Below are 15,429 nucleotides of genomic sequence, written 5' to 3' on the forward strand. Positions count from 1 at the left end.
CCGCCGACGGGGTACCTTGCTCCGCGAATGTCCCCCGGCCTGCGGCCTCCTCCTTTATTTCGCTGCGCAAGGCACCCCATCAGCGGGAGCGTTATACGGAGCAGTCGTTGATCAGCGGTGCACCAGCAGCGTGCCCCAGTGCACAGGGCATCGGGTGCTCCCCGCAGCGAAATAAAGGAGGAGGGCGAAGCCCGGGGGGACATTCGCGGAGGGGAGTACCCGGTGGCCTGTGCACGCGCCCTGAAACAAAGGCCCAAAACGCACCTCAGGACTAAGATCGCCTCGCCCCAAAGACGAAGCCCACCAATGCGCATAGCCCTAGTCTCCGACATCCACGGAAACCTCCCCGCACTCGAAGCCGTGGTCGAAGACATCGGCCGCCGCGGCGCAGATGTCATCGTCAACCTGGGAGACAGCCTCTCCGGTCCGCTGATGCCGCTGGAAACCGCGCAGTTCCTGATGGCGCAGGACTGGGTCCATCTCGCGGGCAACCATGAACGCCAGCTGCTTACAACGCCCATAGACAAGCGCGGCGCGTCCGATGCGTTCGCCCATGCCCGGCTCGGCACCAAGGAGTTCGAGTGGATGGCGTCACTTGGGCACAGCCTTCGCTTCAGTCCCGAAGTCCTCCTCTGCCATGGCACGCCCGCGAGCGACCTCGAATACTTTCTGGAGACCGTGGAGCCCGCAGTGTTCCGCGCCGCAACGCAGACGGAAATCGATGCACGGCTCGGCGAGGTCGATGCGCAGCTTGTTGCCTGCGGTCATACGCATGTGCCACGCGTGGCATATGCATCCGGCGGACAGTTGATCGTCAATCCGGGCAGCGTAGGCCTGCCGGCCTACGACGACATTCACCCGTATCCGCACGCCGTGGAAATCGGCTCGCCGAATGCGCGCTATGCCATCGTGGAGCGGCACGAAAGCGGTTGGTCTTCCCGGCTGATTGCGGTGCCTTACGACCACACGGCGATGGCGTCACTGGCGCTGAGGAACGAACGGCCGGACTGGGCCCATGCCCTTGCCACCGGGCGCATGCCCTAGCGTCCTGGAGTCAGTCGCCGAACGCAATCTGCGCGCTGGCCACCGCGCGGATCGGCACATCAAAGCTCGTGATGTCCGACAGCGTGGCGTTGTGGTGCGCACGAATGAAGGCGCCCGTGGCGTGCGGCTTGTCGTGCGAGGTGTGCGCATCGGCCGCAAGCACCACCTCGTAGCCCAGCGCGGCGGCACGCCGCACGGTGCTGTCTACGCAGAACTCCGATGAATAGCCGCAGATCACCACCCGCTGCACCGCATGGCTGGTGAGCCACGCTTCGAGCGGCGTGCGCAGGAACGAGTCGGAGGTGGTCTTGCGGATCTTCGTATCGCTCGCATCCACGCGCAACGCATCGGCCAGTTGCCACCGCTCGGAATCGAATTCCAGGTCGATGGTGTTCTCGTGCTGGATGAAAGCCACCGGCACTCCCGCGGCGCGGGCACGCTCGGTCAGGGCATTGACCCGCTGCGCGACCTCGCCGGCTTCGTGAGGGCGCGGCAGGTCGTCATAGAGGCCACGCTGCATGTCGATGATGAGAACGGCGGTTTTCATGATGGATGGAAAGCAGAGCCTTGAACCACCCGAGTATGACGCCGGAGCCAGCCTGGGTTCTGCCTCAATCCCAGGCGCTCACGTAGATGATGGGATAGCGGTTGCTGCTCACGAAATATCCCTGTGCGCCGAATGTTTCTGCCGTTGAAACCATTGGCAACGGCGACCCGGCTAAGCTCGCGCCGCAAAACCCCGGAACATCCGAATCCATGAACGACGCCGCACCCACTCCGACTCTTCCGAAGCGCCGTTTCGGCCGTTTTCGCCGCTATGGCACTTCGCTCTTCGCGGCAAGCTGCGCACTGGTCGCCGGCTGCGTGAGCAGCAGCGGATGCGAGGCACGCTACGACGCATCGCCGCAGTTCAAGGGCTGCAGCTTCCAGAATTCGCCGAACCCCGAGGTCCTGCCTTCCGCGAGCGCATGGCGGATCTGGTCGCGCTTCATCGTGGGCAGCAAGGTCGACACCGTGCCGGTCGACCCCATTCCCGTGCGCATGCTGAGCACCGCCGACCTGGACGCGCTCGATGCCAAGGCCAACCACGTGGTGCGGCTCGGCCATTCGTCGCACCTGTTCAAGCTGCAGGGCAAGTACTGGCTGATCGACCCGGTGTTCAGCGAACGGGCCTCGCCATTCAGCTTCGCCGGGCCCAAGCGCTTCCACAAGCCGCCGCTCAGGCTCGAGCAATTGCCGCCGATAGAAGGACTGATCCTCTCGCACGACCACTACGACCACCTCGACGTGGCCACCATCGAGTACCTTGCACTGCGCGTGAAGCACTACTTCGTGCCGCTGGGCGTGCGTGCGCGGCTCGTGGCCATGGGCGTGCCCGCGGAGCGCGTGACGGAGTTCGACTGGTGGCAAAGCGGCGAGCACGACGGCGTGAAGCTCACCGCCACGCCGGCCCAGCACTTCTCGGGCCGCACCCTGACCGACCGGGACCGCACGCTGTGGTCCTCATGGGTGGTGCAAAGCGGCGACCAGCGCATCTTCTACAGCGGCGACTCGGGCTACTTCCCGGGCTTCAAGCAGATCGGCGAACGCTTCGGCGGCTTCGACCTGGCACTGATGGAAAACGGCGCCTACGACGCCTACTGGCCCGCCGTGCACATGACGCCCGAGCAGAGCGTGCAGGCGTTCGAAGACCTGCGCGGCAAGGTGCTCTACTCGGTGCACAACAGCACCTTCGACCTCGCCTTTCACACCTGGCACGATCCGCTGGACCGCATCGCCAACCTGTCGCAGGCGAAGAAGATCGAGCTGGCAACGCCGGTGATCGGCGAAGTGCTGACGATAGGGAAGGCGCGCACCAACGAGCGCTGGTGGCAGGGCCTGCACTAGCTGCCGCCTGCCCAAGGCCCTAGCCGCGCTCCTTGCGCTCCCGAGCCCGGCGCTGCTGCCGGGTTTCGTTGGCCTGCGCCGCGATGCGGTCCTTCTCGCGCTGCTTGGCCCCACGCTTCAGGCGCATGCGGCGGCCGAACCAGAAACTGCCGATACCCGTGACCACCGCAATGAAGAGGCCGATGGTGCTGATGTCGATGCCGCCCATCACAGAACCCGCACGATGCTCGTCGGCTTGAAGCCGAGGTCGGCCGCCTTGCCCTTGCGCGCGCGGCTGCCGCGCGCGTTGTTCAGCGTGCGGATTTCCAGGGTTTCGTCGCGCTCCTTGCCGCCGCGGCCGATGCCCTCGATCTTCACGCTGCGCGTGTAGGCTGCGGCGCCGGCGAGCGTGTCCTTGGCGTCGAGGTCGATCAGCGTCAAGCCGCGGCCGCCCTTGGGCAGGCTCTTGAGCTCGGTGATGTCGAAGGTCAAGATGCGTCCGCCGGTCGAGGCGCAGGCCACGTGCGTGGCGGCGGGCATCGGCTCGGCGCCGCTTGCGCCGCCTACCAGCGAGGGACGGCAGAGCTGTTCGCCCTCGCCCACGTCGATAAAAGCCTTGCCGCCGCGCTGGCGCGACATCATGTTCTCGACCGTGGCGATGAAGCCGTATCCGCCGGTGTTGGCCAGCAGCACGCCGGCGCCTGCCGGGCCTGCGAAGAAATGCGTGACGTGCGTGCCGGCATCGAGCTCGATGAGCGTGGTGACGGGCTGGCCGTCGCCGCGTGCGCCGGGCAATGAGGCCACGGGCACGGTGTAGACGCGCACGGTCTTGTCCTTGGCGGAGCCGAACACCAGCAGCGTGTCGACGCTGCGGCATTCGAAGGCGCCATAAAGCGAGTCGCCGGACTTGAAGCTGTATTCGGGCGTTGCCGAACCATTGCTGCCGTTCGCTGCCTTCTCGCTGGCCCAGCCCTTCTGCGCGCGCACCCAGCCCTTTTGCGAGACGATGACGGTGACGGGCTCGTCGACCACCTTCACTTCGGCCACGGCGCGCTTCTCGGCCTGGATCAGCGTGCGGCGCGGGTCTTCGAAGGTCTTGGCGTCGGCTTCGATTTCCTTCACCAGCAGGCGGCGCAGGGCCGCAGGGCTGCCGAGAATGTCTTCGAGCTTTTTCTGATCGGTGCGCAATTCGTCCAGTTGCTGCTGGATCTTGATGGCTTCGAGCCGCGCAAGCTGGCGCAGCCGGATTTCGAGAATGTCTTCCGCCTGCACGTCGGAAAGATTGAAGCGCGCGATGAGCGCGGCCTTCGGGTCTTCCGCCGTGCGGATGATCGCAATCACCTCGTCGATGTTGAGCAGCACCAGCTGCCGGCCTTCGAGAATGTGAATCCGGTCCAGCACCTTGTTGAGCCGGTGTCGCGAACGCTTTTCAACCGTGATCTCGCGGAACGCGATCCACTCGTTGAGCATCTGGCGCAGCGACTTCTGCGTCGGCTTGCCGTCGATGCCCACCATCGTGAGGTTGATCGGCGACGAGGTTTCGAGCGAGGTCTGCGCGAGCAGCGTGGTGATGAATTCTTCCTGGCTGATGCGCGAGGTCTTGGGCTCGAACACCAGGCGCACGGCGGCATCCTTGCTCGACTCGTCGCGCACCACGTCGAGCACCGACAGCATCGCGGCCTTGAGCTGCGTCTGCTCGGCACTCAGGGCCTTCTTGCCGGCCTTGACCTTCGGATTGGTGATTTCCTCGATTTCCTCGAGCACCTTCTGCGTGCTGACGCCGGGCGGCAGTTCGTTGACCACCAGCTGCCACTGGCCGCGCGCGAGGTCTTCGATTTTCCAGCGCGCGCGCACCTTGAGCGAGCCGCGGCCGGTGCGGTAGGCATCGGCAATGTCGGCCGGGCCGCTGATGATCTGCGCGCCGCCCGGGTAGTCGGGGCCGGGCACGATCTGCAGCAGCTCTTCTTCGCTGAGCTTGCCGTTCGACTTGATCAGCGCCACGCAGGCATCGGCAATCTCGCGCAGGTTGTGGCTCGGGATTTCGGTGGCCAGGCCCACTGCGATGCCGCTCGCGCCGTTGAGCAGCGTGAAGGGCAAGCGCGCGGGCAACAGGCGCGGCTCTTCGGTGCTGCCGTCGTAATTGGGAATGAAGTCGACCGTGCCTTCGTCGATCTCGTCGAGCAGCAGGCTGGTGATGCGGGCCAGGCGCGCCTCGGTGTAGCGCATGGCCGCGGCGCCGTCGCCGTCGCGGCTGCCGAAATTGCCCTGGCCGTCGACCAGCGGATAGCGCTGCGAGAAGTCTTGCGCCATGCGCACCAGCGCGTCGTACGCCGCCTGGTCGCTGTGCGGGTGAAAGCGGCCCAGCACGTCGCCGACCACGCGCGCGCTCTTGACGGGCTTGGCGCCCACGGTGCCGTTGGTGCCGCCGAAGCCAAGCCCCATGCGCGACATCGAATAGAGAATGCGCCGCTGCACCGGCTTCTGGCCGTCGGACACGTCGGGCAACGCGCGGCCCTTGACCACGCTGAGCGCGTATTCGAGATAGGCGGTTTGCGCGTAATCGGCAAGGGTGAGTGTGGTGTCGCCGTCGGTGGGACCCTGGAGATCGAGCGGAGGTTGGGAATCCATGGAGAAAGGAGAAAGAGAAACAGTTGCGGGCCGTGCGCTTTCGCGTTCAGCCTAATGTGAAGGCCTCGTGCACCGCGGATTGCACGGAGCCGCCGAGCACCGCGCCGCCGCCGGCCACGTAGATCCAGTCGCCGACGACTGCGGCGCCGACGGCATGGCGCGGGGTGGTCATCGGTGCATGGCGTTGCCAGGTGTCGGCCACGGGATCGTAGCTTTCCATCTGGCCGAAAACCTTGGCCTGGCGCGGCACGCCGCCCACCAGGAAACCGCCCTCCCCGCCCATGGCGAAGAGGCGGCCCCGGTAGACCACGAGGCCGTGGCCCGATCGCGCGGTGGGCAGCGGCGAGCGCAGCTCCCAGGTGTCGCGCGCGGGCAGGTAAACGTGGTGCAGGTCGGTGTTGTATTCGAAGGTGTTGAAGCGCCCGCCGATCACGTGGATCTGGCCGCCGTGCGCCACGCAGCCGACGTGGTCGCGCGCGCCGGGCAGCGGCTTGCGGGTGCTCCAGCGGTCGGCCTTCGGGTCGTAGACCTCGTGCCAGCCGACGCTCGCGCGCTCGGCTGCGGGCTCGGAGGCGCCGCCAATCAGGTGCAGCTGCCCATCCAGCATCACGGCGGCCGCCGCGCCGCGTGGACGCGGCAACGGCGCGATGGCGGTCCAGCGGTTGGCCGCGATCTCGTAGACGTAGGCGTTGGTGTCGGAACGGCGGTTCTGCTCGACGAAGCCGCCGAGTGCATAGACGCGGCCTTCGTCCGCCGCAACCGCCACATGGTTGGCGCCGCGAGGCAGCGGCGCGCCGTCGAGCCAGCGGTCGGCCTTCGGGTCGTAGATGTGGTGGTAGTCGCGGTTCACCGCGCCTTCGCCGTAGCCGCCGACCACGTGCATGCGTCCCTGCGCGGCGGTGGCCCAGGCCATCTCGCTGCGCGGAATCGGCAGGGACGCGCGCGGCATCCAGCGTCCGGCAAGCCCGGCCGGTGCAAGACTATCCGTGACGCGCTGCGCCTCCTGCTCGGGCGTCATGTGATGCGGAACGCCGCCTTGCAGCCGCGCGTACGGCTCTTTCGACGAAGGCGCCGGCGGCAGCGTGTCGTGCGTGGCCGCATGTTGGGCGCGCGCAGTGCCGGCGATCGCGCAGGCGGCAGTCGCCAGCACCAAGCTTCGACGTTGCATGAAGGGCTCCTTCACCGACGAGGACAGGCGGGCGTGCGGCATCAGGACACCGGTGCTTCCGACGCGCCGCCCGGCACCGCCGGCTGTTCGGAGAGCTCGGGCATGGCCGGCATGCTGCTCGGCGATTCGGACGGCATGTTGCCACGCCCCACCGCCCCGCCCTTCGGAACCACCAGTTCCATGCGGATGCGGCCCGGCGTCTTGCCGCCACGCACGCCGCTCGCACCACCACCACCGCCGTCCATTGCCACCGCCGCCGACGGCTTGAGGTACGCGTAGAGCCGCAGCACCGTCTGCACGTAGTTCTGCGTTTCCTTGTAGTTCGGGATCTTGTTGCCCGCGCGCTGCACCGCACCTTCGCCGGCGTTGTAGGCGGCAAGCGCCAGCTCGATCTGGCCTGGGAACATCGTGATCAGGTCGCGCAGGTAGCGCGAGCCGGCGGCGATGTTGATGCGCGGATCGAACAGCTTCTTCTCGATGGTACTGCGCTTGTCCGCCGCGACGCCGTAGCGCTGCGCCGTTGCCGGCATGAGCTGCATGAGGCCCATCGCACCCTTGGGCGAGACGGCCTGCGCGTCGAAACCCGATTCGGTGGCGATCAGCGCCTGCAGCAACTCATAGTCGATCGAATGCTTGTTCGATGCATCGCGCAGCGCCGCCTTCGCGGTCTTGTAGCTCGGCGATGCTTCGAACAGCGCGAGCAATGTCTGCGACGCGGGCGGCACCTTGCCGTCGAGCCTGCGGCCGCCACGCCCGAGCGGCGAAATGCCCTTGGCCGTGTCGAAGCTCTGGCCGCCGCGAAAGAAGATCTGGTATCGCTCGTCGATCTTTTCCGAGGCGAAATGGGCAATGCCCTTGCTGTCGATATAGCCGTAGATGTCAGCGGCGTGCGCAAGCAGCCCCTGCTGCATGCACAGCAGCAAGGCCAGGAGCAACGGACGCATGAAATCTGAAGTTTTCACGAGGGTGGTCAAACATCGATATCGACATCGTCGGCGCGCAGTTCCATCAGTTCGCGCCGTGCGGCTGCCTCGCCCTTGCCCATGAGCTTGGTGATCTCCCCTTGCGTGGACGTGAAGTCGAAGCGCCCCAGCTGCACCTTCATGAGGCGCCGGGTATCCGGATTGAGCGTGGTTTCCCACAATTGTTCCGCGCTCATTTCGCCAAGGCCCTTGAAGCGGCTGATGCTCCACGCGCCTTCGCGCACGCCATCTTTACGCAACTTGTCGAGTGTGGCGGTCAATTCGCCCTCGTCAAGCGCATAGACCTTGGAGGCCGGCTTCTTGCCGCGCGCCGGGGCGTCAACACGGAAAAGTGGCGGCTTTGCGACATACACATGGCCGGCTTCAATGAGTTTCGGAAAGTGCCGGAAGAACAGCGTGAGCAGCAGCACCTGGATGTGCGAGCCGTCCACGTCGGCATCGGAGAGGATGCAGACCTTGCCGTAGCGCAGGCCGCTCATGTCGGGCGTGTCGTTGGGGCCGTGCGGATCGACGCCCACGGCCACCGAGATATCGTGGATTTCGGTGTTGGCAAAGAGCCGGTCGCGCTCGACTTCCCAGGTGTTCAGCACCTTGCCGCGCAAGGGCAGGATGGCCTGGCTTTCCTTGTCGCGGCCCATCTTGGCGCTGCCGCCGGCCGAGTCGCCCTCGACCAGGAAGACTTCGTTGTGGCTGATGTCCTTGCTCTCGCAATCGGTCAGCTTGCCGGGCAGCACGGCCACGCCGGAGCCCTTGCGCTTCTCGACCTTCTGGCCGGCGCGCTGGCGCGTCTGCGCGGCCTTGATGGCCAAGTCGGCGAGCTTCTTTCCGTAGTCGACGTGCTGGTTGAGCCACAGCTCGAGCGCGGGGCGCACGAAGCTCGACACCAGCCGCACCGCGTCGCGCGAATTGAGGCGTTCCTTGATCTGGCCCTGGAACTGCGGGTCGAGCACCTTGGCGCTCAGCACATACGAAGCGCGCGCGAACACGTCTTCGGGCAAGAGCTTCACGCCCTTGGGCAGCAGCGAGTGCAGTTCGATGAAGCCCTTCACCGCGGTGAAGAGGCCGTCGCGCAGGCCGCTTTCGTGCGTGCCGCCGGCGCTGGTGGGAATGAGGTTGACGTAGCTCTCGCGCACCGGCTGGCCGTCTTCGGTGAAGGCCACGCACCAGTCGGCGCCCTCGCCTTCGGCGAAGTTGTCGGCGTTCTTGTCGGCATGGCCGCTGCCTTCGAACAGCGGAATCACCGGGTCGCCGTTGAGCGTCTGCATCAGGTAGTCGCTCAGGCCGCCCTTGTAGAGCCACTGCTGCGTTTCCTTGGTCTTCTCGACTGTGAGCGTGACGCTCACGCCCGGCATGAGCACGGCCTTGCTGCGCAGCAGGTGCATGAGTTCGCTCATCGGCAGTGCGGCGGTCTCGAAATACTTGGCGTCGGGCCAGGCACGCACCGTGGTGCCCTGCTTGCGCTCGCCGGCCTCGAGCTTGCGGATTTCGAGCGCCTCGATCACGTCGCCGGCGCTGAAGGCCAGCTTGGCCATCGAGCCTTCGCGGTGGGAGGTGACTTCGAGCCGCTTCGAAAGTGCATTGGTCACCGATACGCCCACGCCGTGCAAGCCGCCCGAGAAGCTGTAGGCGCCGCCGGAGCCCTTGTCGAACTTGCCGCCCGCGTGCAGGCGGGTGAACACCAGTTCGACCACGGGGGCCTTTTCTTCAGGGTGCAGGCCGAACGGAATGCCGCGGCCGTCGTCTTCGATGCTGACCGAGTTGTCGGTGTGCAGCGTGACCTTGATCTTCTTGCCGTAGCCCGCCAACGCCTCGTCGGCGGCGTTGTCGAGCACTTCCTGGATGATGTGCAGGGGGTTGTCGGTCCGGGTGTACATGCCCGGGCGCTGCTTCACGGGCTCGAGGCCCTTGAGCACGCGGATGGAACCTTCCGAGTACCCGGAGGACGCGGACGATGAACTGGGAGGAGTCTTGGGGGGAGTCGCCATGGGGGCGGATTGTAGTCAGTCGATGCGAAATGACTGGATACCCATACAGGAACGCCGACCCGCGCCGGCCGGCGCTCAGCCCGAGCCCGGCTTACTTGTCGACGATGACCTGGCCCGCGTAGGCCAGCCAGCCCATTTCGGCCCTGGCCTTCTCGGGCGCCTCCAGATCGAGAACGATGCTCCCGACCACCAGCCCGAACGAAGGCGACATGCGCACGTACTTCGTCTCTCCCTCGGCAAGCGGCACTTCGAGCGTCTTGCGCAGGTCGCTGGTCGTGGCGGCCTGGTAGGTGCCCGCGGGACGGTCGATGAAAAAGAAGCTGCCGGGCTTCGAGGAGCCGACGCCAAATTTGTCGATGCGGACGCCGGGCTGCAGCGACGCACCGAAGGGCCCCGCGGCGCGGAAGAAATAGATGCGGCCGTTGCCCGGCTTGATCTTCGGAATGACGTTGCCCATTTCCTGGAACTTGGGGCCGGTCGGGCCGCTGGCACAGCCTGCAACTGCGATCGCAAGCACCGTGATGGCGGCGAACTTCAGGGCGGTTCTTCTCATTGTTCGGGGTCCTTGGGAGAGCGAGCGCATGGAGACTCAAATGTAACCATTACAAACAAGAATCCGCCGGGTGCAGAGCCGGCGCTTTGATGCTGGTTGCGCATCGATCCGGCCCTCACAAATCATCAATGGCATTGCCCGCACCACCGCTGCCAACCTGCGCGAATCGGTACATTCGACGGCATGCAAGCCCCCTCTCCCACTCTCTCGGTCAAGCAGGTGCTGATCTGCGGCGCCATGATCGTCACGCTCTCCATGGGCATCCGCCACGGCTTCGGCCTCTGGCTGCAGCCCATTACGCAGGCGCAGGACTGGACCCGCCAGACTTTCTCGTTCGCGCTCGCCATCCAGAACCTTTCGTGGGGCATCTTCGGCGTGTTCGCGGGCATGCTGGCCGATCGTTTCGGGGCCTTCCGGGTTCTGATTGCGGGCACGGCGTTCTATGCGCTGGGCCTGCTGGGCATGGCGTATTCGCCGACGCCGCTGCTGTTCACCCTGAGCGCGGGCGTGCTGATCGGCGCGGCGCAGGCGGGCACGACCTATGCCGTGGTCTACGGCGTGATCGGGCGACAGATTCCGGCCGAGCGGCGCTCGTGGGCCATGGGCGTGGCGGCGGCGGCCGGCTCGTTCGGCCAGTTTTTGATGGCGCCCATCGAGGGCCGCTTGATCGGGCACCTGGGCTGGCAAACCGCGCTGGCGGTGGTTGCGGTGCTGGTGCTGGTGATCGTGCCGCTGGCCTTCGGCCTGCGCGAACCGCGGCAAGGGGCCCTGGCCGGGCACCGCGAACAGTCGGTGCTGCAGGCAGTGGGCGAGGCCTTCCGCTACCCGAGCTTCGGCCTGCTGATGGCGGGATATTTCGTCTGCGGCTTCCAGTTGGCATTCATCGGCATCCACATGCCGACCTACCTGCGCGACCAGAACCTGCCGGTCGAGGTGGCGGGCTACGCGCTGGCGCTGATCGGGCTCTTCAACGTGTTCGGCACCTACACCGTGGGGCTGCTGGGGCAGAAGCTGGCCAAGCGCAAGATCCTGGCGGCCATCTACTTTGCGCGAGCAGTCTCGATCATGCTGTTTCTGCTGGTGCCGATCTCGCCGCTCAGTGTGTATGTCTTTTCGGCGGCCATGGGTTTTCTCTGGCTTTCGACCGTGCCCGCCACCAACGCGATCATTGCGGGCATCTTCGGGGTGGCGCATTTGTCGATGCTCAGCGGCTTCGTGTTCCTGAGCCACCAGGTCGGGTCGTTCATCGGCGTGTGGCTTGGCGGCTACCTGTACGACACCACGGGCAGCTACGACATCGTCTGGTACATCGCGATTGCCCTTGGCGTGTTCGCGGCGCTGATCAACCTGCCGGTCAAGGAAGGCGCCATTGCGCGCGGAGCGCGGCCGGCCGCTGTGCCGGGCTGAGCCGACGGCGGACAATGGTGACGACAATGACTCCCCAGATGCGCCATCACCTCGTGCACGCCGGCTGGCTGGCCGCCGCGCTGGCGGCTTTGGGCGGTGTTTTCGCGCTTTACGTTCATCCGGAGTTTCTGGTCACGCTGGTCGACCAGGTCTGGTCCTGCTTCTGATTGCCATGAAAGACATGGCGACCTTACACAGCGGACTGGCAGCCTCGGAATGGATCGTCAGGTGGTCGCACCTGCTCGCGCCCGCCGCCACCGTGCTCGACGTGGCCTGCGGCCACGGGCGGCACATGCAATGGTTCGCGGAGCATGGCCATGCGGTCACGGGCGTCGATCGCTCGACCGAGGCCACCGAAACCGCGAGCGCCTTCGGCTGCACCGTGACGGCCGACATCGAATCGGGCCCCTGGCCCTTCCCGGGCCAGGTCTTCGGCGCAGTGGTCGTTACCAACTACCTCTGGCGGCCGCGCATGGCCGACATCGTGGCCGCGGTGGCGCCGGGCGGCGTGCTGCTCTACGAAACCTTTGCCGCCGGGAACGAAACGGTGGGCAAGCCCTCGCGCCCGGACTTCCTGCTGCAGCCCGGCGAGTTGCTCGCCGCATGCCGGGACCTGCGCGTGGTGGCTTACGAAAACGGCTTTCTTGCCGGGCCGGAGCGCTTCGTGCAGCGCATTGCCGCGGTCCGAGCCGGCAACGCCGCATCCGGCCAGCCCGAACGCCATCTCCTGCGGGGAAACTGACCCCGCCGGGGCGGGCGTTTCCGGAGGCTCCGGAGTAAGTAGAATCGGCGCTTTCGTCCACCCGACAGAGAGATTCCCCCTTGGAGCAACTGACAGGCAGCATCGTCGCTCTCGTCACGCCGATGCACGACGACGGCAGTGTCGACTACCCGGCCCTGCGCCGATTGATCGACTGGCACATCGACGAAGGCACCGATTGCCTCGGCGTGGTCGGTACCACCGGCGAATCGCCCACGGTCGACGTGGAAGAGCACTGCGAAATCATCCGCGTCTCGGTCGAGCAGGCCAAGGGCCGCGTGCCCGTGATGGCCGGCTGCGGCGCCAATTCGACCAAGGAAGCCATCGAGCTCGCCAAGTTCGCCAAGGGCGTGGGCGCCGATTCGCAGCTGCAGGTCGTGCCCTACTACAACAAGCCGACGCAAGAAGGCCAGTACCAGCACTTCAAGGCCATTGCCGAAGCCGTGGGCGACCTGCCCATCGTGCTGTACAACGTGCCGGGCCGCACCGTGGCCGATATGGCGCACGACACCGTGCTGCGCCTCGCCCAGGTGCCGGGCATCATCGGCATCAAGGAAGCCACCGGCAACATCGAGCGCGCCCAGTGGCTCATTCGCGACCTGCCCAAGCACTTTGCCGTGTATTCCGGCGACGACCCGACCGCGGTGGCCCTGATGCTCTGCGGCGGGCAAGGCAACATCAGCGTCACGGCCAATATTGCGCCGCGCAAGATGCACGAACTGTGCGTTGCGGCCATCGCGGGCGACGTGCGCAAGGCCATGCAGATCCAGTTCGAGCTCATGCCGCTGCATCGCAACCTGTTCGTCGAACCCAACCCGATTCCTCTCAAGTGGGCCATGTCCAGGCTCGGACTCTGCGGCGGCACCCTGCGGCTTCCGCTCACCGAACTGGCCGAAACGAACCAACCCGTGGTCGAAGCCGCCCTGCGCGCCACCGGCCTGCTCAAGGGCTGAGCCCGCTCCCTCCCCTGAACACACCCCATCTCTTTTCTCCCTGCCGCATCGAGGTTACGCAACCTTTTGCCTGAACCGTGCTCAGAGAGTGCGGGCACTGCGGCCCCATAGATTGACCGAACCCATTCCAACAAGGAAGACGACGTTGAAGAACCTTTCGCACATTTCGCGATTCGCACTGCTGGCCCTCGTTGTCAGCCTCGCCGCCTGCTCCGTTCTCGAGAGCGACAAGATCGACTACAAGAGCGCCGGCAAAGCCCCGACGCTCGAAGTCCCGCCCGACCTGTCGCAGCTTTCGCGCGAAAACCGCTATGCGGTGCCGGGCGGCGCGGTCACCGCCAACGCCTACCAGGCGGGCGCCACCAATGCGCCGGGCATTCCCACGGCGGTTGCCAACATCGGCGACGTCCGCATGGAACGCTCGGGCACGCAACGCTGGATCGTCATCAACCGCTCGCCCGACCAGCTCTGGGACCCGGTGAAAGACTTCTGGCAGGAAAGCGGCTTCCTGCTGACCACCGAGCAGCGCAATCTCGGCATCATGGAAACCGATTGGGCCGAGAACCGCGCCAAGCTGCCGCAGGACATCATCCGCGGCACGCTGGGCAAGCTGGTCGATTCGGTCTACTCGACCGGCGAACTCGACCGCTTCCGCACCCGCCTGGAGCGCACGCCCACGGGCACCGAGATCTTCGTCAGCCACCGCGGCATGCAAGAGGTCTACAACAACAGCCGCCAGGACCAGACCGTGTGGCAGCCCCGCCCGAGCGACCCTGAACTCGAAACCGAGTTCCTGCGCCGCCTGATGGTCAAGCTCGGCGTTTCGCAAGAGCAGTCGAAGATCCTGGCCGCCACCACCGCGCCGACCAAGACCGCGACTGTTGCCAGCGTGAGTGGCCAGCCGGTCGTGCAGATCAGCGAAGGCTTCGACCGCGCATGGCGCCGCGTGGGCCTGGCGCTCGACCGCACCGGCTTCACCGTGGAAGACCGCGACCGCAGCGCCGGCATCTACTACGTGCGCTACGTGACCCCGAACGCTGACAAGAAGGAACCCGGCTTCTTCGGCAAGCTGTTCGGCAGCTCCAGCAAGAACGAAGCACCGATCAAGTTCCGCATCCTCGTGAAGAGCCAGGGCGAATCGACCACGGTCTCGGTGCTGAACGAATCCGGCGCACCCGAAACCTCGGCCAATGCACAGCGCATCGTCCAGGTCATTGCCGACGACCTGAAGTAATCCCCATGCTCCGCTTCCGAAGCCTCGGCAGCGGCAGCACGGGCAATGCCGCGTTGGTCGAGGCGACCAGCGGCGGCCGCACCTCACGGCTCCTGATCGATTGCGGCTTCGGCTTGCGGCAACTCGATCTGCGGCTTGCCAAGGCCGGCCTCGCGGCCGGCGACATCGACGCGATTTTCGTCACCCACGAGCACGGCGACCACATCGGCTGCGCCCATTCGCTGTCGCGGCGCAACCGCATTCCCGTGTGGATGAGCGAAGGCACCTGGCTCGCAACCGGCGGCCGCGATTTCGAAGGCCGGCTCAACCTGGCGCGGGACGAAGCGGAGTTTGCGGTCGGCGATATTGCGGTGCGGCCCTTTACCGTGCCGCACGACGCGCGGGAGCCGCTGCAACTGCGCTGCTCCGATGGCGCGCGAACCCTGGGCGTGCTCACCGACCTGGGCCATGCCACGGCCCACGTGCTCTCCAGCCTGCGCGGCGTGCACGCGCTGCTGCTCGAGTTCAATCACGACAGCGAGCTGCTGGCCAATTCGGCCTATCCGGCCTTCCTGAAATTGCGTGTCGGCGGCAAGCACGGCCACCTGTCGAACGAAGCCGCCGCGGAAATTGCTCGCGCGGTTCGCCACGAGGGCCTCCGCCATGTGGTGGCAGCGCATCTGAGCGAGCAGAACAATCGCCCCGACATCGTGCGGCGTCTCATGGCCGAAGCCCTTGGGGGCCACGAGGCCGAAATGCTCACGGCCAGTGCGTTGGAAGGCTCGCCCTGGCTGGACGTGTGATCGCTGGCTCGCCCCCCGGCCCGTTCTGCTGTGGGCACCATGCAAAAAGCCGCCACCAGGCGGCTT

Annotated in this window: 15 protein-coding genes; 8 read left to right on the forward strand and 7 right to left on the reverse strand. The window is 66.1% G+C overall.

What is annotated here, in order from left to right; translation table 11 throughout:
* Window positions 1-306 precede the first annotated feature (306 nt).
* A complete protein-coding gene (locus ABIC94_RS25000; protein WP_354375691.1) occupies window positions 307-1,044 on the forward strand; it encodes a metallophosphoesterase family protein in 738 nt (245 codons plus the stop codon).
* 10 nt (window positions 1,045-1,054) lie between these two features.
* Here ABIC94_RS25000 and ABIC94_RS25005 read toward each other — a convergent pair whose 3' ends face one another.
* Window positions 1,055-1,591: an isochorismatase family protein gene (locus ABIC94_RS25005; RefSeq protein WP_354375692.1), complete on the reverse strand. Its 537-nt coding sequence runs from the start codon at window positions 1,589-1,591 to the stop codon at window positions 1,055-1,057.
* A 209-nt stretch (window positions 1,592-1,800) separates the two neighbouring features.
* Between ABIC94_RS25005 and ABIC94_RS25010 the strand changes: the two genes are divergently transcribed.
* Window positions 1,801-2,931 (forward strand): MBL fold metallo-hydrolase, encoded by a 1,131-nt coding sequence (locus ABIC94_RS25010; protein WP_354375693.1) that lies wholly within the window; start codon window positions 1,801-1,803, stop codon window positions 2,929-2,931.
* A gap of 19 nt (window positions 2,932-2,950) precedes the next feature.
* On the opposite strand, the gene ABIC94_RS25015 is transcribed toward ABIC94_RS25010, so the two are convergent.
* From ABIC94_RS25015 to ABIC94_RS25040, 6 genes are all read right to left on the reverse strand, one after another.
* Window positions 2,951-3,139, reverse strand: coding sequence for a hypothetical protein (locus ABIC94_RS25015; protein WP_354375694.1), 189 nt, complete (start codon window positions 3,137-3,139; stop codon window positions 2,951-2,953).
* Window positions 3,139-5,538 carry a DNA topoisomerase IV subunit A gene (gene parC / locus ABIC94_RS25020; protein ID WP_354375695.1) on the reverse strand — a complete coding sequence of 800 codons (2,400 nt, stop codon included), beginning with the start codon at window positions 5,536-5,538 and terminating at the stop codon, window positions 3,139-3,141. Before parC ends, ABIC94_RS25015 begins: the two co-directional genes overlap by 1 nt.
* Before the next feature lie 46 nt (window positions 5,539-5,584).
* Window positions 5,585-6,706 carry a Kelch repeat-containing protein gene (locus ABIC94_RS25025; protein WP_354375696.1) on the reverse strand — a complete coding sequence of 374 codons (1,122 nt, stop codon included), beginning with the start codon at window positions 6,704-6,706 and terminating at the stop codon, window positions 5,585-5,587.
* 41 nt (window positions 6,707-6,747) lie between these two features.
* Window positions 6,748-7,650, reverse strand: a complete 903-nt coding sequence (locus tag ABIC94_RS25030) for a lytic transglycosylase domain-containing protein (RefSeq protein ID WP_354375697.1) — start codon at window positions 7,648-7,650, stop codon at window positions 6,748-6,750.
* A 26-nt stretch (window positions 7,651-7,676) separates the two neighbouring features.
* Window positions 7,677-9,674 (reverse strand): DNA topoisomerase IV subunit B, encoded by a 1,998-nt coding sequence (locus tag ABIC94_RS25035; RefSeq protein ID WP_354375699.1) that lies wholly within the window; start codon window positions 9,672-9,674, stop codon window positions 7,677-7,679.
* Window positions 9,675-9,765: 91 nt separating this feature from the next.
* A complete protein-coding gene (locus tag ABIC94_RS25040; protein ID WP_354375700.1) occupies window positions 9,766-10,227 on the reverse strand; it encodes a DUF2846 domain-containing protein in 462 nt (153 codons plus the stop codon).
* 183 nt (window positions 10,228-10,410) lie between these two features.
* On the opposite strand from ABIC94_RS25040, the gene ABIC94_RS25045 reads away from it, so the two are divergent.
* The 6 genes from ABIC94_RS25045 (at window position 10,411) to ABIC94_RS25070 (ending at window position 15,363) form a co-directional block, all read left to right on the forward strand.
* Entirely contained in the window at window positions 10,411-11,634 is a 1,224-nt protein-coding gene (locus ABIC94_RS25045) for an MFS transporter (protein WP_354375701.1), read from the forward strand.
* 26 nt (window positions 11,635-11,660) lie between these two features.
* Window positions 11,661-11,801 carry a hypothetical protein gene (locus ABIC94_RS25050; protein WP_354375702.1) on the forward strand — a complete coding sequence of 47 codons (141 nt, stop codon included), beginning with the start codon at window positions 11,661-11,663 and terminating at the stop codon, window positions 11,799-11,801.
* A 5-nt stretch (window positions 11,802-11,806) separates the two neighbouring features.
* A complete protein-coding gene (locus ABIC94_RS25055) occupies window positions 11,807-12,376 on the forward strand; it encodes a class I SAM-dependent methyltransferase (protein ID WP_354375703.1) in 570 nt (189 codons plus the stop codon).
* Between the two features lie 80 nt (window positions 12,377-12,456).
* Window positions 12,457-13,347: a 4-hydroxy-tetrahydrodipicolinate synthase gene (gene dapA, locus ABIC94_RS25060; protein WP_354375704.1), complete on the forward strand. Its 891-nt coding sequence runs from the start codon at window positions 12,457-12,459 to the stop codon at window positions 13,345-13,347.
* Window positions 13,348-13,492: 145 nt separating this feature from the next.
* On the forward strand, window positions 13,493-14,581 hold the full coding sequence (gene bamC / locus ABIC94_RS25065; RefSeq protein WP_354375705.1) for an outer membrane protein assembly factor BamC: 1,089 nt from the start codon (window positions 13,493-13,495) through the stop codon (window positions 14,579-14,581).
* 5 nt (window positions 14,582-14,586) lie between these two features.
* Window positions 14,587-15,363: an MBL fold metallo-hydrolase gene (locus ABIC94_RS25070; RefSeq protein ID WP_354375706.1), complete on the forward strand. Its 777-nt coding sequence runs from the start codon at window positions 14,587-14,589 to the stop codon at window positions 15,361-15,363.
* The last annotated feature ends 66 nt before the right edge of the window (window positions 15,364-15,429 follow it).

It is taken from the genome of Variovorax paradoxus (genome assembly GCF_040544635.1).
GTDB lineage: Bacteria > Pseudomonadota > Gammaproteobacteria > Burkholderiales > Burkholderiaceae_C > Variovorax > Variovorax paradoxus_R.